Annotated in this window: 18 protein-coding genes and 1 pseudogene; 9 read left to right on the top strand and 10 right to left on the bottom strand. The window is 72.9% G+C overall.

Annotated elements, in window-relative coordinates; translation table 11 throughout:
- Positions 1-177: 177 nt before the first annotated feature.
- The 4 genes from OG259_RS17960 (at position 178) to OG259_RS17975 (ending at position 7,717) form a co-directional block, all read left to right on the top strand.
- On the top strand, positions 178-2,400 hold the full coding sequence (locus tag OG259_RS17960) for an acetate--CoA ligase family protein (RefSeq protein WP_328943179.1): 2,223 nt from the start codon (positions 178-180) through the stop codon (positions 2,398-2,400).
- A 20-nt stretch (positions 2,401-2,420) separates the two neighbouring features.
- Complete coding sequence (locus OG259_RS17965; RefSeq protein WP_328943180.1) at positions 2,421-3,206, top strand: enoyl-CoA hydratase/isomerase family protein; 786 nt, start codon at positions 2,421-2,423, stop codon at positions 3,204-3,206.
- A 201-nt stretch (positions 3,207-3,407) separates the two neighbouring features.
- Entirely contained in the window at positions 3,408-7,004 is a 3,597-nt protein-coding gene (locus OG259_RS17970; protein WP_328943181.1) for a hypothetical protein, read from the top strand.
- Positions 7,005-7,108: 104 nt separating this feature from the next.
- Positions 7,109-7,717 (top strand): flavin reductase family protein, encoded by a 609-nt coding sequence (locus tag OG259_RS17975; RefSeq protein ID WP_328943182.1) that lies wholly within the window; start codon positions 7,109-7,111, stop codon positions 7,715-7,717.
- Between the two features lie 46 nt (positions 7,718-7,763).
- Here the strand turns inward: OG259_RS17975 and OG259_RS17980 are convergent, their stop codons facing one another.
- From OG259_RS17980 to OG259_RS17990, 3 genes are all read right to left on the bottom strand, one after another.
- A complete protein-coding gene (locus OG259_RS17980) occupies positions 7,764-8,234 on the bottom strand; it encodes a hypothetical protein (protein WP_328943183.1) in 471 nt (156 codons plus the stop codon).
- A 149-nt stretch (positions 8,235-8,383) separates the two neighbouring features.
- Positions 8,384-9,700 (bottom strand): MFS transporter, encoded by a 1,317-nt coding sequence (locus tag OG259_RS17985; RefSeq protein ID WP_328943184.1) that lies wholly within the window; start codon positions 9,698-9,700, stop codon positions 8,384-8,386.
- A 210-nt stretch (positions 9,701-9,910) separates the two neighbouring features.
- The gene (locus OG259_RS17990) at positions 9,911-11,164 is read right to left on the bottom strand and encodes an MFS transporter (RefSeq protein WP_443052133.1); all 1,254 of its coding nucleotides are present in this window, start codon (positions 11,162-11,164) and stop codon (positions 9,911-9,913) included.
- A 58-nt stretch (positions 11,165-11,222) separates the two neighbouring features.
- Between OG259_RS17990 and OG259_RS17995 the strand changes: the two genes are divergently transcribed.
- Complete coding sequence (locus tag OG259_RS17995) at positions 11,223-12,317, top strand: GlxA family transcriptional regulator (RefSeq protein WP_328943185.1); 1,095 nt, start codon at positions 11,223-11,225, stop codon at positions 12,315-12,317.
- Positions 12,318-12,331: 14 nt separating this feature from the next.
- Here OG259_RS17995 and OG259_RS18000 read toward each other — a convergent pair.
- Positions 12,332-13,489 (bottom strand): annotated as a pseudogene (locus OG259_RS18000) (MFS transporter); the annotation flags it as partial.
- Between the two features lie 167 nt (positions 13,490-13,656).
- Between OG259_RS18000 and OG259_RS18005 the strand changes: the two are divergent.
- Positions 13,657-14,616 carry an NAD-dependent epimerase/dehydratase family protein gene (locus OG259_RS18005; protein ID WP_328943186.1) on the top strand — a complete coding sequence of 320 codons (960 nt, stop codon included), beginning with the start codon at positions 13,657-13,659 and terminating at the stop codon, positions 14,614-14,616.
- Here the strand turns inward: OG259_RS18005 and OG259_RS18010 are convergent.
- The gene (locus OG259_RS18010; RefSeq protein ID WP_328943187.1) at positions 14,606-15,655 is read right to left on the bottom strand and encodes a Zn-dependent alcohol dehydrogenase; all 1,050 of its coding nucleotides are present in this window, start codon (positions 15,653-15,655) and stop codon (positions 14,606-14,608) included. The genes OG259_RS18005 and OG259_RS18010 overlap by 11 nt on opposite strands.
- On the bottom strand, positions 15,652-16,620 hold the full coding sequence (locus OG259_RS18015) for an SDR family oxidoreductase (RefSeq protein WP_328943188.1): 969 nt from the start codon (positions 16,618-16,620) through the stop codon (positions 15,652-15,654). The genes OG259_RS18010 and OG259_RS18015 overlap by 4 nt, the downstream gene beginning before the upstream one ends.
- Before the next feature lie 100 nt (positions 16,621-16,720).
- Here OG259_RS18015 and OG259_RS18020 point away from each other — a divergent pair, with 100 nt between their 5' ends.
- Positions 16,721-17,647 (top strand): cyclase family protein, encoded by a 927-nt coding sequence (locus OG259_RS18020; protein WP_328943189.1) that lies wholly within the window; start codon positions 16,721-16,723, stop codon positions 17,645-17,647.
- 176 nt (positions 17,648-17,823) lie between these two features.
- Here the strand turns inward: OG259_RS18020 and OG259_RS18025 are convergent, their stop codons facing one another.
- The 4 genes from OG259_RS18025 to OG259_RS18040 all read right to left on the bottom strand — a co-directional run bounded on the left by OG259_RS18025 (position 17,824) and on the right by OG259_RS18040 (position 21,944).
- The gene (locus OG259_RS18025; RefSeq protein ID WP_328943190.1) at positions 17,824-18,303 is read right to left on the bottom strand and encodes an ATP-binding protein; all 480 of its coding nucleotides are present in this window, start codon (positions 18,301-18,303) and stop codon (positions 17,824-17,826) included.
- Positions 18,304-18,715: 412 nt separating this feature from the next.
- Complete coding sequence (locus OG259_RS18030) at positions 18,716-19,579, bottom strand: acyl-CoA dehydrogenase family protein (RefSeq protein ID WP_328943191.1); 864 nt, start codon at positions 19,577-19,579, stop codon at positions 18,716-18,718.
- 8 nt (positions 19,580-19,587) lie between these two features.
- Positions 19,588-20,724 (bottom strand): acyl-CoA dehydrogenase, encoded by a 1,137-nt coding sequence (locus OG259_RS18035; protein ID WP_328943192.1) that lies wholly within the window; start codon positions 20,722-20,724, stop codon positions 19,588-19,590.
- Complete coding sequence (locus tag OG259_RS18040; RefSeq protein WP_328943193.1) at positions 20,724-21,944, bottom strand: amidohydrolase family protein; 1,221 nt, start codon at positions 21,942-21,944, stop codon at positions 20,724-20,726. Before OG259_RS18040 ends, OG259_RS18035 begins: the two co-directional genes overlap by 1 nt.
- Before the next feature lie 144 nt (positions 21,945-22,088).
- Between OG259_RS18040 and OG259_RS18045 the strand changes: the two genes are divergently transcribed.
- Together OG259_RS18045 and OG259_RS18050 are read left to right on the top strand one after the other, a co-directional pair.
- A complete protein-coding gene (locus OG259_RS18045) occupies positions 22,089-23,603 on the top strand; it encodes a class I adenylate-forming enzyme family protein (protein WP_328943194.1) in 1,515 nt (504 codons plus the stop codon).
- A 52-nt stretch (positions 23,604-23,655) separates the two neighbouring features.
- Complete coding sequence (locus OG259_RS18050) at positions 23,656-25,446, top strand: FG-GAP-like repeat-containing protein (protein WP_328943195.1); 1,791 nt, start codon at positions 23,656-23,658, stop codon at positions 25,444-25,446.
- Positions 25,447-25,452 lie beyond the last annotated feature (6 nt).

Below are 25,452 nucleotides of genomic sequence, written 5' to 3' on the forward strand. Positions count from 1 at the left end.
CGGGCCCCGAGGCCACGCCCACCGGGGGTGAGTGGCCGGTCGGCCACCCCGCCCGACCGCCCCCACCCGGCCACGCCCTCACAACCGCCACCTCACACCTATTCCTGACTGGCCGTCAGTTCTGTAATCTGACTGAGCGTCAGGTGTATACGGATGGGTGAAGGGCGGGCGGAACACATGCTTGGATCGACTCACGGCACCTTCACCACCGATCTCCGCGCCCGCGTGGTCGCCTGCGGGGAGTCGCCCCGCACGACCGTGCACGGCGTCACCGCCGCCCCCGGCGACCAGGACGTCAGCGGGCGCCCGCTGCACGCGCCCGTGCCCGACCTCGACCGGTTCTTCCGTCCCGAGTCCGTCGCCGTCGTCGGCGCGTCCGACACCGAGGGGCGACCCAACACCGGGATCACCCGGCAGCTGCTCGCCTGGGCCGAGCGGGTCGGCGCCCGGCTCGTGCCCGTGCACCCGACCCGTACCAGCGTGTTCGGGATCGACTGCGTGCCCTCCGTCGGCGCGCTCACCGAACCCGTCGACCTCGCCGTCCTCCTCGTCGCCGACCCGCTGCCCGTCATCGAGGAACTCGCCGAGACCAAGGTGAAGTTCGCGGTCGCGTTCGCCTCCGGCTTCGCCGAGACCGGCGAGGCCGGCGCCGCCGCGCAGGAACGTCTCGCCGCCGCCGTGCGCCGCTCCGGACTCCGCCTCCTCGGCCCCAACACCAACCTCAACGCCTTCGAGCGCTTCCGCGAGGACCTCGAAGGCCCCGCCGTCGCCCTCATCACCCAGTCCGGCCATCAGGGGCGGCCCGTCTTCACCCTCCAGGAGCTCGGCGTCCGCCTCTCCCACTGGGCGCCCACCGGCAACGAGGCCGACCTGGAGACCTCCGACTTCATCTCGTACTTCGCCGGACGGCCCGAGGTCGGCGCCATCGCCTGCTACGTCGAGGGGCTCAAGGACGGCCGCTCCTTCCTCCTCGCCGCCGACCGGGCCGCCCGCCACGGCGTCCCCGTCGTCGCCGTGAAGGTCGGCCGCACCGAGACCGGGGCCCGTACCGCCGCCTCCCACACCGGCAAGCTCACCGGCGCCGACCAGGTCGTCGACGCCGCCATGCGCCAGTACGGAGTCATCCGGGTCGACGGGCTCGACCAGCTCCAGGACACCGCGACCCTGCTCGCCCGCGCCCGCCGCCCGCAGGCCGACGGCGTCGTCGTCTACTCGATCTCCGGCGGTACCGGCGCCCACTTCGCCGACCTCGCCACCGAGGCGGGCCTCCGGCTGCCCACCCTCCCGGACGCCAAGCAGGACGAACTCCACCAGTGGATCCCGGAGTACCTGAGCGTCGCCAACCCCGTCGACAACGGCGGACACCCGGTCGGCGACTGGCGCGGCCGAAAGATCATCGACGCGATCCTCGCCGACCCCTCCGTCGGGGTGCTGATCTGTCCGATCACCGGGCCCTTCCCTCCCATGAGCGACAAGCTCGCCCAGGACCTCGTCGACGCCGCAGAGGCGACGGACAAGCTGGTGTGCGTGGTGTGGGGGTCCCCGGTCGGGACGGAGGAGGCCTACCGGACGACCCTCCTCGGCTCCTCCCGGGTCGCCACCTTCCGCACCTTCGCCAACTGCATCGGCGCCGTGAAGGCCTACCTCGACCACCACCGCTTCACCACCGGATACCGCTCCCCCTTCGACGAGGCCCCCCGCACCCCTTCCCCCTCCTTCCGCAAGGCCCAGGCCCTCATGCGGCCCGGCCGGCGGCTCAGCGAGCACGCGGCGAAGCAGCTCCTGCGGGCGTACGGGATACGGGTGCCCCGCGAGCAGCTCGTCACCAGCGCGGCGGCGGCCGTGCGGGCCGCCGGGCTCGTCGGCTACCCGGTGGTGATGAAGGCCTCGGGCGCACAGCTCGCCCACAAGACGGAGCTGGGCCTGGTGAAGGTCGGGCTGACCTCGGCGAGCCAGGTCCGGGACGCGTACCGCGACCTCACCGACATCGCCCGCTTCGAGTCCATCGACCTCGACGGGATCCTGGTCTGCCAGATGGTCGGGCGCGGGGTCGAGATGGTGGTGGGCGTGACCCGCGACGACCTGTTCGGCCCGACGGTCACGGTCGGCCTCGGCGGGGTCCTGGTGGAGGTCCTCGACGACACGGCCGTACGGGTCCCGCCCTTCGGGGAGCACGAGGCCCGCTCGATGCTCGCCGAGCTGCGCGGCCGTGCCCTTCTCGACGGGGTACGGGGTGCGCCGCCGGCCGACGTGGACGCGCTCGTCGAGGTGGTGCTGCGGGTGCAGCGGATGGCCCTCGAACTCGACGGCGACCTCGCCGAACTCGACATCAACCCGCTGATGGTGCTGCCGCGGGGCCAGGGCGCGGTGGCCCTGGACGCGCTGGCGGTCTGCCGCTGAACCGCCCTGGGAGACCGGTCATGACCGATGTACTGCACGCCGTCGAGAACGGCGTCTCGTGGATCACCCTCAACCGCCCCGAGGCGATGAACGCGGTCACCTGGGACCAGCGGGAGCGGATCATCGCCCTGCTCGCCGAGGCCTCCGCGGACCCGGACGTCCGGGCGGTGGTCCTCACCGCCACCGGGCGCGGCTTCTGCGCGGGCGCGGACCTGCGGGGTGCGCCGGCCGCCGGGGAAAGGGTGGTGGGGGACGTGGCCCGGATGATCCGGCTCGGGGCGCAGCGCTTCATCGGGGCCGTACTGGACTGCGAGAAGCCGGTGATCGCGGCGGTGAACGGGACGGCGGCGGGGATCGGCGCGCACCTCGCCTTCGCCTGCGACCTGGTCCTGGCGTCGGAGTCGGCGAAGTTCATCGAGGTGTTCGTGCGGCGTGGGCTCGTCCCGGACGGCGGCGGGGCGTATCTGCTGCCGCGGCTGATCGGGCCGCAGCGGGCGAAGGAGTTGATGTTCTTCGGGGACGCGGTGCCGGCGGCGGAGGCGTACGGCATGGGTCTGGTGAACCGGGTCGTCCCGGCCGAGGACCTGGAGAAGACGGCCCGGGAGTGGGCGGAGCGGCTGGCCCAGGGGCCGACGCGGGCGCTCGCCCTGACGAAGCAGCTCGTGAACGCGTCGCTGGATGTGGACCGTTCCGTCGCGTTCGCGGCGGAGGCGACGGCGCAGGAGATGAACATGACGACGCGGGACGCGCAGGAAGGGGTGGCGAGCTTCGTGGAGCGGCGGGAGGCGCGGTACGAGGGGCGGTAGCGAAGGCTGTCCCACCGGGGCTTTATCGTGTGAGCCGCATATGCCACACACTGCCGCTCCGGGGGGAACGGAATGCCCAACTCCGCGCGCTCGCGCGAGGGATCCGAAGGTTCTGGAAGATCCAGAAAATCCGGAAGATCCCGTACATCCCGTAGATCACTTCTGCTCGTCCCGGCCCTGCTGACGGCGCTCCTGAGCCCAATGCTCCCGGCGGGCACGGCCCTGGCGGCGACGCCTACGCCGACGCCGTCGCCCGCGACCGCGGCTCCGGCTCAGGGCGCGACGGCGCCCGCGCCCGAGACGTCCGCTCCCGAGCCGTCCCCGACGACGGACCCGACGGCCGCGCCGACGCCGACCGTCGAACCGACGCCGAACCCGACGAAGCCGACGGACCCGACCGACGAGCCGACCGCCGAGCCGACGCCCAGCACCGAGCCCACCGCCGACACCTGCCCCGCCCTGCCGCTCGCCCCCCTGGGCGAGCCCGGCGACGCGGCCGAGCAGGTCACCATCGAGCCGGACGGCACCGTCTGCTTCACCGTCACCGTGGAGCAGCCCGGCACGCACCGCATCCTCATCGACGGCAGCTACGACACCCACCCTGCGCTGTACGCGGGTGAGGACAGGGTGGCGTGCCAGGCCTGGGTCTACAAGGACGCCTGGTGCGACCTGGCCGTCGGCCGGTACACGCTCAAGCTCACCAACTCCGACTGGCAGACCGCCCAGAACCGGGTCTCTCTCGTCCCGCTCATGGCCACCGCCCAGGGCGACTGCCCCGCCGTGCCCGGCACGGCCTACGACACGGCACCGGCGACCGGCACGGGCGCCGGCCCGCTGGGCGTCGTCTGCCACTCCTTCACCGCCGCCCCGGGCGAGCGGATCACGAAGGAGCTGCAGCGCGTCGCCTACGGCGACTCCTTCGCCTGGATCTCCGACGCGACCGGCAAGCGCCTCTGCGTGGACCGCAACCAGGACGACTCCGAGGGCTGCGTCCTGCCCGAGGGCACCAGCGGCTACCGCGTCTACGGGGTCGTCGACGACGAGGGGGACGGCACCCGCGCCCCCTACACCCTGAAGGTCCGCCGGCTGTCCGACCCGAAGGGCTGCGTCACCGTCGCCCCGTCCGTCTACGGCACCCCGCCGGACCGGTCCGGGCCCGCGACCGGCTGCAAGACCGTCACGCCCACCGTGTCCGGCCGCTACGACGTGCGGGCCGTGAGCGAGGACGGCCACCGCAACAGCGTCTCCGTGTACGCGCAGGACGGCACCTACGCCTGCCTGAGCTACGAAACGCTCTGCGCGCTCACCGCGGGCACGACGTACACCGTCCTCACCGACGACACCGTCCAGTTCTTCGGCGGCGAGTCCGCCGCGGGCTGCGTGGACGGGGTCACGCTCGCCGCCGCGTACCGCGGCACGTTCTCCGCCCCGGGTGAGGTCGACTGCCTGAACCTGCCGCTGCCGCAGGGCGCGCACGTCGCCATCCAGTCGGACCGCTCCACCGAGATCAAGGTGTACGACGGCACCGGCGCCGAGCAGTGCCTCTACGCCACGAACCTGTGGGACGCCACCTGCACGCTCGGCGGCACCGCCCCCTACCGCGCGGTCGTCACCGACGAGGACCCGGCCGAGGGCGGCGACGGCTACGGCCTCGTCGTCCACCGGACCGACGCGCCCTCCGCCTGCCGGACCTTCACCGCCGGTGATTTCAGCGCGGCCCCGGCCCGGTCGGTCGTGAAGACCGGTGGCGGCGTGTTCGCCGACTGCCTGACGATCCCCGCCGACGCCCACTCCCCCAACGAGCTGTTCCAGATCGCCAAGGGCGCCGGCGACTCGTCCGCCGAGGCCGTCGTGGTGGACGCGAACGGCAGGGTCAGCTGCGAGATCCGCACGTACTACGGCACCTTCTCGGTCTGCGACCTGACCCCCGGCCTCGCCCACACGGTCCTCGTCCAGGGCCGTGACATGACCGCCGAGACCGTGCTCACCCGCCAGGACGTCACCGCCACCGCGCGCGGCTGCGTCACCACCCCGGCCGTCGCCGCCGGCGGCCCGTCCACCGGGGGTGTTCCGGCCGCGCCCGGCACCTTCCAGTGCCGCAAGGTCACGACGTCCGCCGCCGGGGACACCCTGCACCTTGACGTGCGGGACACGAACGACGCCGTCCGGCTCATGGCGTTCGACGCCAAGGGCGACGTGGTCTGCGACTACTTCGCCAAGGGCTGCGCAGCCACCGGTTCCGCCGCCTACCAGGTGCTCCTCCAGGTCCCGGCGGGCGGCACCGCGACCGCCGCCTACCGGCTCGACGCCGCCCGCATCGGCACGCCCGCCGGGCCCGCCCCGGAGTGCACCAAGGTCGCGAACGTGGCCTACGGCTTCGGTCCGCTCACCGGCACCCTCAGCGACCAGCACTCCACGCTGTGCTGGGCGCTCCCGACCGGCGAGGGCGACGACTTCAACGTGGCGTTCACCCCGGCCGGGACCTTCCAGTCCATGCCTCGGCCCCGGATGTACGACCGGACCAGCCGGGTGAACTTCTGCGGCGGCTGGTACACGAGCGAGGGCGAGATCTACAAGTGCGGTCTGCCCGGCAGCGGCTCCGCGAAGACGGCCAAGCCGACCACCCTCGTGATCGGCCTGCCGGAGAAGCCCGCGCAGGCCTCGACGCCGGTCAAGGCGCAGTTCTCCTGTGACCGCTACATCTGCGGCCCCGACGAACGCACCGTCGGCACCGTCGGCCCGGCCACGGTCGGCCGGGGCAAGATCTCCATGACCGTCTCCGGCTCGGCGCTGCACAGCTCCGCCAAGGTCGTCGTGACGAACGGGTCCTTCCGGGCCGAGTCCACCACCCTCTCCGTCGCGCCGGACCGGCGCAGCATGACGGTGGGCCTGGACCTGACGAACGCGCCGCTCGGCTCGCTGAGCACCAGCGTGTACGCGTTCGGCGCGCAGTTCATGAAGCCGTCGGTGACCGTCGTCGCCGCCCTCCGCAACACCGCCGCGCCCGGGATCTCCGGTACGGCGGTCGACGGCGGGAAGGTGACGGCGAAGGCCGGTTCGTGGTCGCTTCCGGTGGACTCGCTCGCGTACCAGTGGCGGGCGAACGGGGTCGCGATCGCGGGGGCCACGGCCTCCACGTACACGATCCCCTTCACGCTCCAGGGCAAGCAGCTCTCTCTGGCCGTGATCGCGCGGAAGGCCGGGCACCCGACGCTCACCGCGGTCACGGGCTCGGTGGTCGTGAAGGGCATCGCCCCGAAGGTCACCAAGGCGCCCTCCGTGTCCGGCACCGTCCGGGTCGGGAGCAAGGTGTCGGCCGTCGTCGGCACCTGGTCGCCCGCGCCGAGCTCGTACGCCTACCAGTGGCGGGCGAACGGCGTGGCCATCCCGGGGGCCACGGGGTCCTCGTACGTGCCCGTCGCGTCCGTCCTCGGCAAGAAGCTCACGGTGACCGTGACGGCCCACCGCACCGGGCACCTCAGCGGGGCCTCCACGACGGCCGGTTACACGGTCGCCACCGGCCTCGCGCCGAAGGCGACCACCGCTCCGTACGTCACCGGCACGGTGAAGGTCGGGCGGACGCTCACCCTGAACCGGGGGGCGTGGACGCCGGCGCCGACCTCGTACGCGTACCAGTGGTACGCGAACGGGCGGGCGATCAGCGGGGCGACCCGTGGCACGTTCACCCCGACCAAGGCCCAGCGTGGGACCCGGATCACCGTCAAGGTGACCGCCCACCGGACCGGGCACACCTCGGGCACCGCCTGGACCCGGTCGACGGGGGCCGTCGCCGGCTGATCCCGCGGTCGTACGAACGAAGAGCCCCCGGGGCGGCGGTCCTGCCGTCACCCCGGGGGCTCTCGTCGTGCAGGGGCTTCCTATCTGACGCATCGTCAGTTTCAATGGGTGATGTGATGGGACACGCGGGGATGGCGGCCACCGCCGTCCGACACCTGAGAGCGGCCGGTTCGCCGACGGCCGTGGAACCACTGCCCCGGCCGGTACTGCGCGCGGTACGGGAGGACGAGCGACCGCCCGTCGACCCGGCCGAATTCCGCCGCGTGCTCGGCCACTTCGCGAGCGGGGTCACGATCGTGACCGCCCTCGACCCGGAAGGACCGGCCGGGTTCGCCTGCCAGTCCTTCGCCTCCCTCTCCCTCGACCCGCCCCTGGTCGCCTTCATGGTCGCCCGTACGTCGACCACCTGGCCCAGGATCGCGGGGGCGGGCACCTTCTGCGTCAACATCCTCGGCGCCGACCAGGGCCCGCTGTGCCGGTCGTTCGCGGTGAGCGGCGCGGACAAGTTCGCGGGCGTGGACTGGACCCCGGCCCCGACCACGGGCTCACCCCGGCTGTCCGGCGCACCCGCCTGGCTGGACTGTGCGATCACCGCCGTGCACACCGGGGGCGACCACCTGATCGTGGTGGGGAGGGTGGAGTCGCTGGGCGCCGAGGAGGACGGGGACCCGCTGCTGTTCCACCGGGGGAGGTTCGGACGGCTGAGCTCGTAGTCCTCAGCGTGGGGGCGCACCCCGACCCGGACCCCCGCGCGGGGCCTCAGGCGTCGATCACGCCCGTGTACAGGCCGAGGGTGCAGAGCAGGAACACGGTCAGCACCGTGACCGTCCCCCACACCAGCAGCGCCACGAAGTAGCCCCGCCGCGCGTGGCGCGTGACGAGCACCGCCGCGGCCAGGCACACCGTGGCCACCAGCCAGCCCGGCCCTTCGGCGAGCGGCCACAGCAGGGCCCCGGCGGCGGTCGACAGGAGCAGTTGCCAGCCGGTCGGGCGGCCACCCGCCCGGCGCGTCAGGGCCTCGCCGAGGAGCACGATCGGCAGCACGAGCGCGGCGGAGACCGCGAACGCCGGAAGCAGCCAGAACACCGCGAGGAACGGGAGCGCGAGGAGGGTCAGCGCGCTGAGGCGCTCCTCGCCCGGCTCCGGCTGCCCGGCGTCACCGAACACGACGAGCAGGATCAGGGCGAGCGCCGCCTCCAGGGCCAGCGCGAGCACCGAGGCCCACAACATCCGGCCGTACGTGCGCCCCTCGCCACGCCCGCCCGAGTCCCGCCCGCTCGCATCCCGAACGCCCGCATCCCGCCCGCTCGCATCCTGAACGCCCACGTCACGCACGCCCACGTCTCGACCGCTCATGTGCGATCACCCCCTGCCGACCATCATGCTCCGGCCAGGGACAACGTCTCCTTCCGGGGTCGGCGGATCACCAGGGCCATCAGCGCCGCCGCGGCGCACAGCGCACCCGAGGCGTACCAGACGACGTCGTACGAGCCGAAGACGTCGCGGGCCACTCCGCCGGCGAAGGCGACGGCCGCCGCGCCGACCTGGTGGGAGGCGAGGACCCAGCCGAAGACGATCGCCGAGTCCTCGCCGTAGTGCTCGCGGCACAGGGCGATCGTCGGCGGGACCGTGGCCACCCAGTCCAGGCCGTAGAAGACGATGAAGAACAGCATCGGCGGGTGCACGGACGGCGCGAGCAGAATCGGCAGGAACAGGAGCGAGACGCCGCGGAGCGCGTAGTAGACCGCGAGGAGGCGGCGGGCCTCGAAGCGGTCGGTGAACCAGCCCGAGGCGATCGTGCCGACGACGTCGAAGACCCCGATGACCGCGAGCAGTCCGGCCGCCGCCGTCACCGGCATCCCGTGGTCGTGGGCCGCCGGCACGAAGTGGGTCTTCACCAGACCGTTCGTGGACGCGCCGCAGATCGCGAACGTGCCCGCCAGGAGCCAGAACGGGCCGGTGCGGGCCGCCTTGAACAGGACCGTGACCGCGCGGCGGGCTGCGCCCGTGACGGGCGCGGGCTTCTCCGCGTACTCCCCGCCGTACGGGGCGAGTCCGACGTCCGCCGGGTGGTCGCGGAGCAGCAGCCACACGAAGGGGACCACCGCGAGGGCGGCGAGCGCCACCGTCACGGCCGCCGGACGCCAGCCGTGGTGCTCGACCAGCCAGGAGAGCAGCGGCAGGAAGACGAGCTGCCCGGAGGCCCCGGCGGCGGTGAGGATGCCGGTCACCAGGCCCCGGCGGGCCACGAACCAGCGGTTGGTGACGGTCGCGGCGAAGGCGAGGGCCATCGAGCCGCTGCCGAGCCCGACGAGCACGCCCCAGAAGAGGACGAGTTGCCAGGCCGCCGTCATCCACACGGTGAGCACCGAGCCGAGCGCGATGACCGACAGGGCGACCGCCACGATCCGGCGGATGCCGAAGCGGTCCATGAGGGCGGCGGCGAAGGGGGCCGTGAGGCCGTAGAGGGCGAGGTTCACCGAGACGGCGAAGCCGATCGTGCCCCGCGACCAGTCGAACTCCTTGTGCAGCGGTTCGATCAGCAGGCCCGGGAGGGACGCGAACGCCGCCGCGCCGATGATCGTGACGAAGGTGACCGCCGCGACGAACCACGCGCGATGGACTCGGGGGGTACGGGGGACGCGGGGGGTCTGCCCGTCGGGCGTACGGGCGGGCGTCTCGGTTGTCTGGGCCATGCCATCGAGCATCCCGGTCCGTCCTGGGTCCGACCATTGGCCCGGACGACAGCTTTCAAACGGATCGAGCCACGGATCGGGCCGACAGCCGGGCCGCGGACCGGGCTGACGGCCGGCGAACTGTCGGGCCCCGGCCGGGTCGCGGATCGGGCCCGGCCGGGTCGCGTATCGGGCCCCGGTCGGGACACGGGCCGGAGGCCGCGCTGCCGCTCACACCCTCGGCAACGTCCTGATCGGGCGTACGACGAGCAGCGCGGCCACCACGAGGACCGCGATCCCCGCCCCCGTCAGCAGCACCGCCTCCGTGCCGACCGCCGCCGCCACCGGCCCCGACAGGGTGCGGCCGACGCCCATCATCAGGAGCGAGCCGGCCACGTCGTACGCGTGCATCCGGTTCAGGGCCTCCTGCGGGACGTGGGTCTGCACGGCCGTCGACCACATCACCAGCCAGAAGGCGAAGGCCGCCCCGCCGATGAACTGGCCCGCGCCGAGCAGCACCGCGGGCGCGCCCAGGCCGAGAAGGGCGAGGTTCACGGGGAGGCCGAGGAGGGCGACGGCGCCCGCCGCGAGGGGTCTGCGGGGGCGCAGCCGGAGGGCGAGCAGGCCGCCGACGGCGCTGCCCGCGCCGTTGACGGCCATGAGGACGCCGTAGGTGGCCGAGCCGTGGTCCTCGGTGACGAGGCTCGCGGTGAGCGGCACCATGGGTCCGGCGACGGTCAGTCCGTACACCGTCCAGATGGCGATGACTCCCCAGAGCCAGTTCCTGGCCTTGAACTCGCGCCAGCCTCCTGCGAGCTCGGCGCCGAGGGAGTCGCGCCGCAGGGAGTCGGACGGGATCGGGGCGATCCGCATCAGGGCGAGGCAGAGGGCGCTGACGGCGAAGGTCATGCCGTTGACGGCGAAGGCGGCGCCCGCGTTCCACACGGCGACGAGCACGCCCGCCGCCGCGGGTCCGGCCATGATCATGAGGGCTTCGACGACACGGAGGACGGCGTTGGCGCGCTGCACGTCGGGGGCGATGCGCGGGATGGTGGAGGCGACACCGGGCTGGAAGAGGGCGGCGCCGACGCCACTGAGGACGGAGAGGGTGTAGACCGCCCAGAGCGGTGGGCCGCCGAGGGTGAAGGTGACGGCGAGGACGGCCGCTCCGGGCAGCCGCAGCAGATCCGCGAGGATCATCATGCGGCGGGCGGTGAAGCGGTCGGCGAGGACGCCGCCGAAGAGGACGAAGAGCGCGAAGGCGGCCGTCCAGCCGCCGAGCGCGTAGCCGACGGTGGCGCCGGAGTGGCCGGCGCCGAGGAGTCCGGCGGCGAAGGCGACCGGGACCATGCCCTCGCCGAAGACGGCGACTCCCCGGGCGACGAAGAAGAGCCGGAAGTTACGGTTCCACAGTGCGGGCGGCTCGGCCGGGGCGGGAATCCGCTCGGCGGCCTCAGACTTGTACGTGTTGTCCGTCACGGACAGCTGACCTATCACCCGTGTGGTCTGGACCACCAGTGAATATCCGGAGGGAGCACCGCCCGTGCCCTCGTCACCGAGGCCGACCGTCCCGTCCCCGCACCGCGTCGCCGTGCTCGCGCTGCCCGGTCTGCTCCCCTTCGAACTGGGCATCCCGCACCGCATCTTCGGCCGTGCGCACGACGCCGAGGGGCGGCTGCTGTACGAGATCGTGACCTGCGCGCCGGTCGCCGGCCCGGTGCCGACGGACGCGGACTTCTCGATCCACGTCGAGCACGGCCCGGAGGCCCTCGCCACCGCCGACACCGTCGTCGTACCGGCCTCGTACGAGCTGGGTCCGGTCTACGACGAGGGCCGGCTCACCGACGAACTGGCCGCCGCGCTCGCCCACATCCGGCCCGGCACCCGGCTCGTCTCCATCTGCACCGGCGGGTACGTGCTCGCCGCCGCCGGGTACCTCGACGGACGCCCGGCCACCACCCACTGGTCCTCTGCCGAGCACTTCCAGCGGCTCTTCCCGCGCGTACGGGTCGACGCGGACGTGCTGTTCGTCGACGACGGCGACGTCCTCACCTCGGCGGGCGTGGCCGCCGGGATCGACCTGTGCCTGCACATCGTGCGCCGCGACCACGGCACGGCGGTCGCCAACGACGTCGCCCGCAGGACCGTCGTACCGCCGCACCGGGACGGCGGTCAGGCCCAGTACATCGAGCGGCCCCTGCCGGAGGCCGGCACCCACACCACGACCACCGCGCGGGCCTGGGCGCTCGCCCACCTCCACGAGCCGATCCAGCTGCGGGACCTGGCCGAGAAGGAGGCGATGAGCGTACGGACGTTCACCCGCCGCTTCCGCGACGAGGTGGGCATCAGCCCCGGCCAGTGGCTCACCCAGCAGCGGGTCGAACGCGCCCGGCACCTCCTGGAGTCCACCGGCCTGCCCGTCGACCGGGTCGCGCAGGACGCCGGCTTCGGCACGGCGCAGTCGCTGCGGGTGCACCTGATGGGCGCGATCGGGGTGACACCGACGTCCTACCGGCGGACGTTCCGCACGGCCGCGTCGGCGTCCTCGGAGGCCGCTTCGGAGGCCGCGGAGGCCGCTTCGGAGGCCGCGGAGGCCGCTTCGGAGGCCGCGGAGGCCGCTTGGGACGCCTCCTCCTGAGAGTCCGGCGTCTCCCGCAGGAGCCGCCGCTCCCCCACCGCGCCGGCCGCCGTGAGCAGCACGGTCAGACCGACCCCGCAGAGGATCGCCGTCGACGGGGCGACGACCTTGAGCAGGCCGCCCGCCAGGGTGCCGCTCGCCGCGTAACCGGCGCCGACGGCCGCGTACATCACCGAGTACCCGGCGGCGAGCGCGGACGGCGGCAGGAGCTGCCGAAGGGCCAGGTTCCGGGTGAGCATGGCAGGGGCCTGGAGGAGCCCGGCGACGACGAGGGCCACGGCGATCGCCGCCGCCCAGGGCAGGAGGGCGACCAGGGCGACGCCCGAGGCCACCGCGAGGACCAGGACGAGGGACTGGACGGCGAGCGGGCCCGGCCAGTGCCCCCGCAGGCCGTACACGAACGCGCCGACCGCCGAACCGATCGAGAACCCGGCGAGCAGGGGCCCCGCCCAGCCGATGCCGATCCCGCGCTGTTCGAGCAGGGCGGGCAGGATCAGTTCGGCGAGCGCGAGCAGGGTCAGGCTCGCCGCCCCCAGGACGTACACCGGCCAGGCCCGCAGCAGCGACCGCCGCAGCGACGTGCCGTCCTCCTTGGCCGCCTGCTGCCAGCCGGACGGCAGCGCCCACAGGCCGGGGACGGACACGGCCATCAGCACCCCCATGAGCAGCAGGGGTACGGCGGGGTCGACGCCGAGCGCGAGGCCGGTGGCGAGGGCGGGAGCGGCGGCCCAGATGCCGAAGGTCAGCACCGACTCCATGCTCATCGCCTGGGTCACGGCCCGCTCGGGGACGAGGCTGGTGAGGAGCGCGCGCAGCCCGCCGGGCACGGCGGCGGGCCCGGCGCCGGCGATCAGGGCGAGGGCTGCGAGCACGACGGGATGCGCCCCGGGCACGAGTCCGAGACCCGCGAACCCGGCGGCCCCGACCGCGAGTCCGGCGACGAGCTGCGGCCGGGCCCGCTCGGCGTTCATCCGCAGTCCGAGGACGGGCGCGGCGATGATCTCCCCGATGACGTACGCGGCGGCGAGCACGGCCCCGAGCGAGTACCCGCCGGGCCGCTCCCGGACGAGGAACACGAGGGCGAGGGGCGCCATGGCGACGGGCAGCCGGCCGGCGACGGTGACGGCGGACCAGGCGAGAACGGGACGGGTGGCGAGCTCGCGATAGGACATGCTCAGGACCGTAACGACGCACACCCGTGAGGCCCACCTCGTTTTCCCACCTCGTTGTCGGGGGCGCTCACCTTCTCCGCCCTCTCCGGCGTCCTGCTCCACAGACTCCTGCCCGCCACCACCCCCGGTCGGACCACCGGCCCGGGCTTCCGACGCGAGGTCGACGCATGAAGCACACCACCAACCCCCGCCATGTGATCTTCGGCTCCGGTGCCGTCGGTACGGCCGTCGCCGAGGCGCTGGTCCGTCAGGGGGAGTCCGTACGCGTCGTCAACCGGTCCGGCCGGGCGGACGTCCCCGACGGTGTCGAGGTGGCGGCCGGTGACGCGGCCGATCCCGCGTTCACCACCGCCGTCGCGGCCGGCGCGGCCGTCGTCTACCAGGCCCTCAACCCGCCCTACCACCGCTGGCAGCAGGAGTTCCCCGCCCTCCAGGCCGGCGTGCTCGCCGCGGCCGAGGCGAGCGGCGCCCGGATGGTCTCGATGGACAACGTCTACAGCTACGGGCCGCCCGGGGGCCGGCCGTTCACCGAGGAGACCCCCGACGCCGCGACCACCCGCAAGGGCCGCCTCCGGGGCCGGATGGCCCAGGATCTGCTCGCCGCCCACCGGGCCGGGCGCGTGGAGGTGGCGATCGGGCGCGCCTCCGACTACTTCGGGCCGCGCGGCGGCGCCCAGTCCAACCTCGGTGACCTCGTCGTCCCGGCCCTCCTCGCCGGCCGCACCGCCACCGTCCTGGGCGATCCGGACCAGCCCCACACCTACACCTACATCCCCGACATCGGGGAGGCGCTCGCCCTCCTCGGCCGGCACCCCGACGCTCCGGGCCGCGTCTGGCACCTCCCCAACGACCCGCGCACCCGCACGACCCGCGAACTCGTCGACCTGGCCCACCGCGCCACCGGCCGCCCCGGTGCCGCCCGCCTGCGCCGGATGCCGACGGCGGCGCTGTACGTGATGGGCGCGGTCAACCGGACCGTGCGCGAGCTGATCGAGATGCGCTACGAGTTCGCGGAGCCGTTCGTCGTCGACTCCGCGCTCGTCAAGGAGCGGCTCGGCGCCGTCGCCACGCCGGTCGAGGAGGCCCTGGACCGGACGGTGGCGGCGTACCGCGCGCTCAGAAAGTGAGGACCCCCCGGGCCACCTTCCCCGCCTCCGCGTCCTCCACCGCCCTCGCGAACTCCTCCACCGGGTAGGTGGCGGTGACGAGTTCGTCGAGGAGGAGGCGGCCCGACAGGTACAGCTCGGCGTAGAGCGGGATGTCGCGCTGCGGGCGGGAGGAGCCGTACCGGCAGCCCAGGATCGACTTGTCGAGGAACATCGCGGCCGGCAGGAAGCTCGCCTCCGCCTTCGGTGCCGTCATGCCGAGGAGGATCGCCTGGCCGCGCCGGTCGAGGAGCTCGATGGCCGTACGGACGAGGCCGACGTGTCCGACGCACTCGAAGACGTGGTCGGCCCCGGTGGGCAGGAGGTCCCGTACGCCGTCCGTCGACGTCAGGAAGTGGCTCGCGCCGAACTGCCGGGCCACCACCTCCTTCGCCGGGTTCGTGTCCACCGCCACGATCGTCCGCGCGCCCGCGATCCGGGCCCCCTGGATGACGTTGAGCCCGATCCCGCCCGTGCCGATGACGACGACCGTGTCACCCCGGTCGACCTTCGCCCGGTTGAGTACGGCCCCGACGCCGGTGAGGACGCCGCAGCCCATGAGGGCGGCGGAGGTGAGGGGGATGTCCTGGGGGATCTTCACCGCCTGGACCGCTTTCACGACGGTCCGCTCGGCGAACGACGAGTTCGACGCGAACTGGTAGAGCGGCCGGCCACCCCGCGAGAACGGCTGCCCCGGCATCCCGATGGCCTTCCGGCACATGGTGGGCCGCCCCCGGTCGCAGTCCGCGCAGGCCCCGCAGTTCGCGAGCGTCGAGAGGGCCACGTGGTCGCCGGGGACCACGTGCGTGACCCCCGGACCGACCGCCTCCACCACCCCCGCGCCCTCGTGCCCGAGGACGACGGGAGGCGGGAAGGGGATCGTCCCGTCGACGACCGAGAGATCGCTGTGGCACAGCCCGGCCGCCGCGATCGCGACCAGCACCTCCCCGGCGCCGGGGTCCCGTACCTCCAGGTCGTCGACGACCTGGACCTGCTTCCCGTCGAACACCACGCCCCTCATGAGCCGTTCTCCTTGCTCGCGTCGGTACGGGTGCTCGTGCCGGGGCCCGTGCCCGTGTTGGGGCGGTCGCCCGCCGCCGCGGCCCGTGCCATCTCCTCCAGGCGCGCCAGCATCGGCATCGGGTCCACGCCCACCGTCCCCGGCAGGAAGTCCGCGATCCGTTCCGGGGTCCAGGCGCCGCCCTCCGCGTACCCGGCCCGCAGCTCCCTGGGCTGCGCCCAGACCGCGATCTTCGGGCCGGCGATCGTGTAGACCTGGCCGGTGATCTTCTCCTCGCGGGCGCGCTCGGAGAGCAGGTAGACGACGAGCGCCGCCACGTCCTCCGGCTCCCCGATCTCCTTCAGCTCCATCGGGACGTTCGCCGACATCCGGGTCCGCGCCACCGGCGCCACCGCGTTCGCCGTCACCCCGTACTTGTGGAGGCCGAGCGCCGCCGACCGTACGAGGGAGATGATCCCGCCCTTGGCCGCCGAGTAGTTGGCCTGGGCGACCGACCCCTGGTGGTTGCCGCTCGTGAAGCCGATGAGGGTCCCCGTACCCTGCCGCCGCATGACCGCCGAGGCCGCCCGGAAGACCGTGAACGTGCCTTTCAGGTGGGTCGCGACGACCGGGTCCCACTCCTCCTCGGACATGTTGAACAGCATCCGCTCGCGCAGGATGCCCGCCACGCACACGACGCCGTCGAGGCGTCCGTACTCCGCGAGGGCGACGTCGACGATCCGCTGTCCGCCCGCCATCGTCGAGATGTCGTCGGCGACCGCGACGGCTGCACCACCCGCCGCCTCGATCTCCTTCACGACGGAGAGGGCGATTTCCGAGGTCGGTTCACCGCCCTCGATCGACACCCCGTAGTCGTTGACGACGACCTTCGCGCCCTCCGCCGCGCACGCGAGGGCCACGGCGCGGCCGATGCCCCGTCCCGCGCCCGTCACGGCGACGACCTTGCCAGCCAAGAAGTTCCCCACGCCCGGCCCCTCCCGCAGTTTCTGACGGTCCGTTAGATTCATTCGTCGTCAGGATTCTACGACCCGTCAGATACGTGAGAACAAGACCCCGGAGGCCCCGATGTCTCTGCCCGCCGCATTCCACGAGATCGCCAAGCGCGTCAACAACTGGGGCCGTTGGGGCCAGGACGACGAGATCGGCACCCTCAACCTCGTCACGGACGAGGTCGTACGGGACGCCGCCGCCACCGTCCGCACCGGTCTGCGCATCCCCCTCGCCGTCGACCTCAAGCAGGACGGCGTCCAGACCGGCATGATCCCCGGCCGCGTCAACCCGCTCCACGTCATGGTCCAGATCAACCAGGAGCTCTTCGGCCCCGGCACGGTCGCCACCAGCGACGACGCCGTGACCCTCGGCCTCCAGGCCGGCACCCACTGGGACGCCCTGACCCATGTCTCCCACTCGGGCCACCTCTACAACGGCCGCCCGGCCGCCACCATCACCCCGCACGGCCGCTCCGAGTTCAGCGGCATCCACACGGCCCGGCACATCGTGAGCCGCGGGGTCCTGCTCGACGTGGCCGCCGCCAAGGGCCTGGACCGGCTGCCGGGCGACCACGCCGTCACCCCCGAGGACCTGGACGAGGCCGCCGAGTTCGGCGGGGTGACCGTACGGTCCGGCGACATCGTGCTCGTACGGACGGGTCAGATGCAGCTGTACGCGGCCGGGGACCGGCACGGGTACGCCTTCCCGTCGCCGGGGCTCTCGATCCGCACGCCGGAGTGGTTCCACGCCCGGGACGTCGCGGCCGTCGCCAACGACACCCTCACCTTCGAGATCTTCCCGCCGGAGATCGAGGACCTGTGGCTGCCCGTGCACGCCCTCGACCTGGTCGAGATGGGGATGCTCCAGGGGCAGAACTGGAATCTGGAATCTCTGTCCACAGCCTGTGCACAAGAGCGGCGCCATGCGTTCCTGCTCTCGGCGATGCCCGAACCCTTCGTGGGCGGTACCGGTACACCGGTGGCACCGGTCGCCATCCTCTGAGCCGGTACATCACGCGCTTCACGGGCTTCACGGGTGGCGGTGCGCTCGCGCGCGCCCCGAGCACGGCACGGCGCCGCCGCCACCCGGCCGCGACCCGCACACGCCGAGGGCACACGGCCCTCGGCTCCCCTCGCCACGAATCGCTCACACCAGAGTGGGCAAAACGCCACGAATCGTCAACAGCGCACCCGGCCGGGGGACACGGAAGCCGTCGGACCCTGACCCGGCCGCGCACCCTGACCCGGGCCCGGCGAAGGCGCGGCGGGAGCCGCCCGGTCCACCTCGCACCAGATGCTCTTGCCGGCGCCCTCGGGCTGCCAGCCCCACCGGTCCGCGAGGCCGTCGACCAGCTCCAGGCCGCGCCCGTTGGTGTCCTCGCCCTCGGCGTGCCGGGGCTGCGGCGGGCGGTCGCTCGTGTCGGCCACCTCGACCCGCACCCCGCCCTCCGCCGCGAACAGCATCCGCAGCACGGCCGGACAGCCGGTGTGCACCACGGCGTTGGTCACGAGCTCGGAGATGATCAGCACCAGCGTCTCGGCCAGCGGCTCGTCGTCCCCTATGCCCGAGCCGGCGAGCCGTGACCGGGCCCACCTCCGGGCTCGCCCCACCTCCGCCGGGTCCGGCCCGACCTCCAACTGAACCTGAAGCACCTGCACCGCTCACACCATCCGAACCGGCGGACACATCGCCTCGCGCCTCACAGCCATCGACGCCCTTACAGAACGTGATTCCCTTGTGAGACAGCATGGTTGACGTACAGTCACCGCAACAAGCGCTTCGGGCATATTCCAGCGCGAAGGAGTACGCGTAGTCCATACTGTGCGACGCACGCTGCGGGGAGTCGAACAGGAGCGCGCGGGGCGCCTCCTCGGGGCGCGAGCGGCGCGCATTCCCGGGCCCGGAGTCACCTCAGGGGCGACACCGGGACGATCCGGGCCAACGAGCACTCGCATCCCACGGAGCGTACCGGAGCCGGAGGCCGACTCCGGGCCGTGACGGCCCCGCCCAAGGACACAGACAGGTATCAACATTCCGTGACCCGACGGGCGCGGAGAGCGATGCCGGACGTCACAGTCCGGCGGCCACCGCCTCCTCGGCGCGCGCGGCGGGCAGCCGCAGCTCGGCCCGCACCCAGGCCCGCTTGAGATGCAGGTGGACGTCCGCCTCCCAGGTGAACCCCATGCCGCCGTGCACCTGCAGGCAGTCGCGGGCGTTTCCGGTCGCGGCCTCGTCGGCGAGGAGCTTGGCCCCGGCGATCTCGACGGGGTCGACGGTGAGGGAGGCGGCCCGGACGGCGGCGCGGGCGAGTTCGGTACGGACGAGCATCCCGGCGCAGAGATGCTTGACGGCCTGGAACCCCCCGATCACCTGCCCGAACTGCTCCCGCTCGCGGGCGTGGGAAACGGCCGCCTCGGTGGTCCGCTCAGCACTCCCGACTTGTTCGGCGGCGGTGAGCAGAACGGCTTCGAGAGCGGTCGCGCCCGCGTTGCCGGGCACGCGGTGCAGCGGGGTCAGCGGATCCACCGACCGCATCGGTACGGCCCCGGAGGCGTCCCCGACCACCGCGTCCGCCTCGTCCAGCCAAGGGACCAGCCCCTCCTCCACCGCGGTGACGACCACGTCCCCCTCCGCGGCGCCCGGCACGACCCCCGCCGCCATGTGCGTGGCCACCAGCGGGCCCGGCAGCAGCGCCCGTCCCGCCTCCTCGAACACCAGCACCGCCTCGGGGAGGCCGAGCCCCACGCCGCCGTCCTCCTCCGGGACCCGCAGCGCGAAGAATCCCGCCGCCCCGAGCTCCCGCCACAGCGCCCGGTCCAGCGCACCGCCCGCGTCCACGGCGGCCCGCAGGGCCTCCCGGTCGAAGCGGCCTTCGAGGAGGTCGCGTACGCCTCGGCGCAGGGCCCGCTGGTCCTCGGTGAGTCGGAAGTCCATGGCGGGGGTCACCGGCCCTTCGGCAGGCCGAGGATGCGCTCGGCGACGATGTTGCGCTGGATCTGGGAGGTGCCGGCCGCGATCGTGTACGAGAGCGAGGACAGCCGGTCCAGGGTCCAGTCGCGGCCGAGGTCGAGCGCGTCGGGGCCGAGGACGGCGGCGGCGGCCTCGTACAGCTCCTGGCGGGCGTGCGAGTAGTGCAGTTTGAAGACGGAGCCGCCCGCGCCGGGCACCCCGCCGGTCGCCTGGGCCTCGCTGACGTTGGCCTGGACGATCCGCCACAGGGCCTGGAACTCGGCGGAGAGCCTACCGAGGCGGCGTCGCAGGACGGGGTCGTCCCAGGTGCCGTTCTTCCGGGCGGTGCGGGCGAGTTCGCCGAGGAGGCGGCGGCAGGCGACGACCTCGCCGACGAAGGCGGTGCCGCGTTCGAAGGAGAGGGTGACCATGGTGACGCGCCACCCGTCGTTCTCCTCGCCGACCCGGTTCTCGACGGGCACGCGCACCTCGTCGAGGAAGACCTCCGCGAACTCCGCCGAACCCGCGAGGGTGCGCAGCGGCCGGACGGTGATGCCGGGGGCGTCCATGGGCATCGCGAGCCAGGTGATGCCCCGGTGTCTGGACGGCGCGTCCGGGTCCGTCCGTACGAGCAGCTCGCACCAGTCGGCGACCTCGGCGTGCGAGGTCCAGATCTTCTGGCCGGTGACGACGTACGCGTCCCCGTCCCGTACCGCCCGGGTGCGGAGCGAGGCGAGGTCGGAGCCGGCGCCGGGTTCGCTGAAGCCCTGGCACCAGACCTCGTCGCCGCGCAGGACCGGCGGCAGCCAGCGGGCGCGCTGTTCGGGCGTGCCCTCGGCGGCGATGGTCGGGCCCGCGTGGAGGAGTCCGACGAAGTTGGCGCCGACGTAGGGCGCCCCGGCGAGTTCGGTCTCCTCCAGGAAGATCAGCCGCTGGGTCGGGGAGGCGTCCCACTGGACGTCGGCGTACCCGGCGTCGTACAGCCTGCGCTGCCAGCCGCAGTCGTACGCCCGGCGCGCGGGCCAGTCCAGGGGGTCGGGTTTCGGCGGGAGGCCGGGCAGTTCCCGGGTGAGCCAGGCCTTGAGGCGGGCGCGGAACTCCTCTTCCTCGTCGGTGCAGGAGAGGTCCATCAGACGGCGTCCCGCCCGAAGTCGACGCCCCGGTCGAAGTCGAGGTCGAGCATGCGGATGGCGTTGCCGCGCATCAGCTTGTAGATCGTCTCGTCGTCGAGGCCCTGGACGTGGTCGAGGGCGACTTCCTTGGTGTGCGGGAAGGTGGAGTCGACGTGCGGGTAGTCGGTCTCGAAGGTGGCGTTGTCCCGCCCCACCACGTCCAGCGACGCGATGCCGTGCTTGTCGCGGAAGAAGCAGCAGAAGATCTGCCGGTAGTAGTACGTGGACGGCGGTTCGGGGATGAGGTCGCGGACGCCGCCCCAGGCGCGGTGCTCCTCCCACACGTCGTCGGCGCGTTCGAGGGCGTACGGGATCCATCCCATCTGGCCCTCGCTGTAGGCGAGCTTGAGCCGGGGGAACTTCACGAGGACGCCGCTGAAGAGGAAGTCCATCATCGAGGCCATCGCGTTGTTGAAGCTGAGGGAGGCCTGGACGGCGGGCGGGGCGTCGGGGGAGGCGGCGGGCATCTGGCTGCTGGAGCCGATGTGCATGTTGACCACCGTGCCGGTCTCCTGGCAGACGGCGAAGAAGGGGTCCCAGTAGCCGGAGTGGATCGAGGGGAGTCCGAGGTGGGTGGGGATCTCGGAGAAGGTGACGGCCTTGACGCCGCGGGCGGCGTTGCGCCTGATCTCGGCGACGGCGAGGTCGATGTCCCAGAGCGGGATGATGCAGAGCGGGATGAGCCGGCCGCCGCTGTCGCCGCACCACTCGTCGACCATCCAGTCGTTGTAGGCGCGCACGCAGGCGAGGGCGACCTCCTTGTCGTGGGCCTCGGCGAAGGTCTGGCCGCAGAAGCGGGGGAAGGTGGGGAAGCAGAGGGAGGCCTCGACGTGGTTGAGGTCCATGTCGGCGAGGCGGGCCTTGGCGTCCCAGCAGCCGCGCCGCATCTCGGCCCGGGTGATGCCTTCGAGGGTCATGTCGTCGCGGTCGAAGCCGACGGCGGCGATGTTGCGCTTGTACGGGAACTTGAGGTCCTCGTAGATCCACCAGTCGGTCGGCGGTCCGTCCGGGTCCATCGTGATCTGGTACTTGCCGGCGACGTAGGCGAGCTCGCCGATGCCGGCCGTGAGGGGCTGGGGGCCGCGGTCGCGGTACTTCTTCGGGAGCCAGGTCTCGAAGAGGTGGGCGGGCTCGATCACGTGGTCGTCGACGCTGATGATGCGGGGCAGTTCCGTCATGACCCCTCCATGTCTCTCATGGCGTTTCTGATGGACCGTCAGATCTGACGGCATCAGGCTAGCCGCGCACCCCTGGACCGACAAGCGCCCGGCCTCTACGCTCACCGCACGATCTGACGGAACGTCAGCCAAGAGGGGTAACGGATGACCGAGACCGCACACGCCCTGGGCGAGTCCCGCACGCTCTGGGAACTCGTCGAACGCCGCGCCGCCCTCACCCCCGACCGGCCCGTCCTCCTCCAGGGAGACCGCGTCCTCACCTTCGAGGGCCTGCGCGAGCGCGCCGAGCGCTGCGCCGCCGGGCTCCACACCATGGGGGTGCGCCCCGGCACGGTCGTCGCCTGGCAGCTGCCCACCCGCATCGAGACCGCGGTGCTCTCCTTCGCGCTCGCCCGCATCGGAGCCGTACAGACGCCCGTGATCCCCTTCTACCGGGACAAGGAGGTCGGCTTCGCGCTGCGCGAGTCCAAGGCCGAGTTCTTCGCCGTTCCCGGAATCTGGCGCGGATTCGACCATACGGAGATGGCCCGGCGGCTCGGCGCGCACGGCGTCTTCGAGGCGTACGGCCCCGATTCCCTCCCCGACGGCGACCCGGCGGTCCTTCCCCCGCCGCCGTCCTCCGGGACCGACGTCCGCTGGATCTACTGGACGTCCGGCACGACCTCCGACCCCAAGGGCGTCCTGCACACCGACCGCTCGCTCCTCGCGGGCGGCTCCTGCCTCGCCCACGCGCTCCATCTCACCTCGTCCGACGTCGGCTCGATGGCCTTCCCGTACGCGCACATCGCCGGGCCCGACTACACGGTGATGCTGCTGCTGTACGGATTCCCGGCCGTCATGTTCGAACAGTTCGCGCTGCCGGACGCCCTGGACGAGTACCGCCGGCACGGGGTCACGGTGGCCGGCGGATCCACCGCCTTCTACGCGATGTTCCTCGCCGAGCAGCGCAAACAGCCGGACGAGCCGGTCATCCCCACCCTGCGGCTGCTCGCGGGCGGCGGAGCGCCGAAGCCGCCGGAGATCTACCACTCCGTACGGAAGGAGCTGGGCTGCCAACTCACCCACGGGTACGGCATGACCGAGGTCCCCATGATCACCATGGGCGCCCCCGACGACACCCCCGAGAACCTCGCGACCACCGAGGGCCGCCCGCCCGCCGGCATGGAGATCCGGATCACCGGTTCCGGGGAGGTACGGCTCCGCGGAGAGGCCGTCTGCCGGGGCTATCTGGACCCGGCGCAGACGGCCGCCGCCTTCGACGAGGACGGCTTCCTCATCACCGGCGACGTCGGACACCTCACCCCGAGCGGGCATCTCGTCCTCACCGGCCGGATCAAGGACATCATCATCCGCAAGGGCGAGAACATCTCGGCCAAGGAGATCGAGGACCTCCTCCACCGGCACCCGGACATCGGCGACACGGCCGTCATAGGCCTCCCGGACGCCGAGCGCGGCGAACGCGTCTGCGCCGTCGTCGAACAGCCCCCGGGCGCCGCCCCGCTGACCCTCCCGGCGGTCACTGCCTTCCTCCGCGAGGCGGGCCTCTCGGTCCACAAACTGCCGGAACAGCTGGAGGTGGTGGCCGAACTCCCCCGCAACGAGACCCTGCGGAAGGTGCTGAAGTACAAACTCAGGGAGCGGTTCGGCCGCTCTCTATAATCCCCGGGATCCTTCCGCGAGTTCCCACTCGCGGAACCTGAGGGGGAATCACATGAGAAGACGACCCATCGCTTTCGCGGCGGGACTGGCGGCCGTCGCCGGCCTGCTGCTCGGCATACCGGCGGCGAGCCCGGCGACGGCAGCGACAGCGCCGACGACGACCGCGCCCTACGCCGATGAAGTACGTGTCATCAGCTGGAACATCTGCGGCGAGGCCGGCAGCGACCGCGGGAAGATCGGCTACTGCCCGTACCGCAACGAGCCCGGTCTCAAGATGGACGAGGTCAAGAAGCTCGTCGACGCCCACCAGGCGAACGTCGTGATGCTCCAGGAGGCCTGCGGCTACGAGGGCGCGACGCCCCCGGCCGGTGCCGAGAAGAGTCACATGGCGCTGCTCGCCGCCCGCCTCGGCGCCGGCTGGTCCCTCGCGCACGCCGCCGGGAACAGGGCCAAGGACTACACCGACGCGACCAACACCTCGCTCAACCCCGTATCGAATTGCCGCGGCACCGCTCTGGGCGGCACGGTCGGCGTCCTGCTCGCCGTCAAGGGAACCTTCGACGGCCCCGTCGAGCGCGTCGAGACCGTCCCCGCCGGGGTCTCCGAGCGCCGGCTTCCCCTGCTCTGCGCACGGGTCACCGGCCTCACGGACAAGCTCTGCACCACGCACCTCATCGACAGCGACAGCACCGTGGCAGAACGGCAGAGCAAAACCGTCCACGACCACCTCACATCCGCGCTCGCCACCGGTGTCGTCCTCGGCGGCGACTTCAACTACCGCGAGACCACGGCAGCCCTGGAGCCGATCACCACCGCCCTCGGCCGCTGCCGGAACGACGACGACACCTCCGTCCACTGGGAGAACGCCGCCGCCCAGCCGCACTGGAGCCGCATCGACCACCTCTTCGGAACCGAGCGGCCCGGTGGGCAGCGGTTCGTGTCCTGCACCGTCGACCACTCCCTCCTCGACACCACGCACAACCTGCTCTCCGGCGCCGAACCCCCCAACGGCTACTCCGACCACGCCCCGGTCATCGGCTACCGCCGCCCCGCCCCCGTCCCCGGCGACATGACCGGCGACGGCGCGCCCGACCTCGTCGCCGTCGACGCCGACGGCAAGCTGCGGCTCTACCACGGCGAGGGCACCGGCGGGATCCCCGGCGCCCACGACGTCATCGGCACCGGCGGCTGGTACAGCGCCTCGGTGGCGCACCGCGGGGACTGGACCGGGGACGGCAGGGAGGACGTGCTCGCCCGCGTCGGCGGTGAGCTGCGCGTCTACGCCAACCGCGGCGGCGGCGCGCTCGCCGCGCCGGTCACGGTCGCGACCGGACTGCCCACCGGCGCCCAGGTCGTGGGCGTCGGCGACACCACCCACGACGGACACCCCGACGCGGTCCTCCGGTACGGCGACAAGCTGTGGCTCCACGCCGGGGTCCGCGGCTCCGCACCGGCGGTGGCCGCACCCCGCGCGATCGGCGACAGCGGCTGGGACGCCATGACGCTCGCCTCACCCGGTGACGCCGACCGGGACGGCCGGGCCGACCTGCTCGCCCGGGACACCGGGACCGGCGACCTCTGGCTCTACCGGGGCGACGACGACGGGACCTTCGGCGACCGCGTCCTGTACGGGTACGGGTTCGGGGTCGGTGCGCGCCCGCTGCTCGCGGGAGGCGCCGACGCCGACCGGAACGGCGTGGCCGACCTGTGGGCCACGACGAACGAGGGCACCGGCACCCTGCTCTTCTACGCGGGCGGGACGGGCGACACGGGGACCCCGGTGGACGGCCCGCGCACCACGGTCGGGCTGAGCTCCTGGAACACCATCCGGTCCATCGGCTGACCCTGC

The organism is Streptomyces sp. NBC_00250, from assembly GCF_036192275.1.
In the GTDB taxonomy this organism is placed as follows: Bacteria; Actinomycetota; Actinomycetes; order Streptomycetales; family Streptomycetaceae; genus Streptomyces.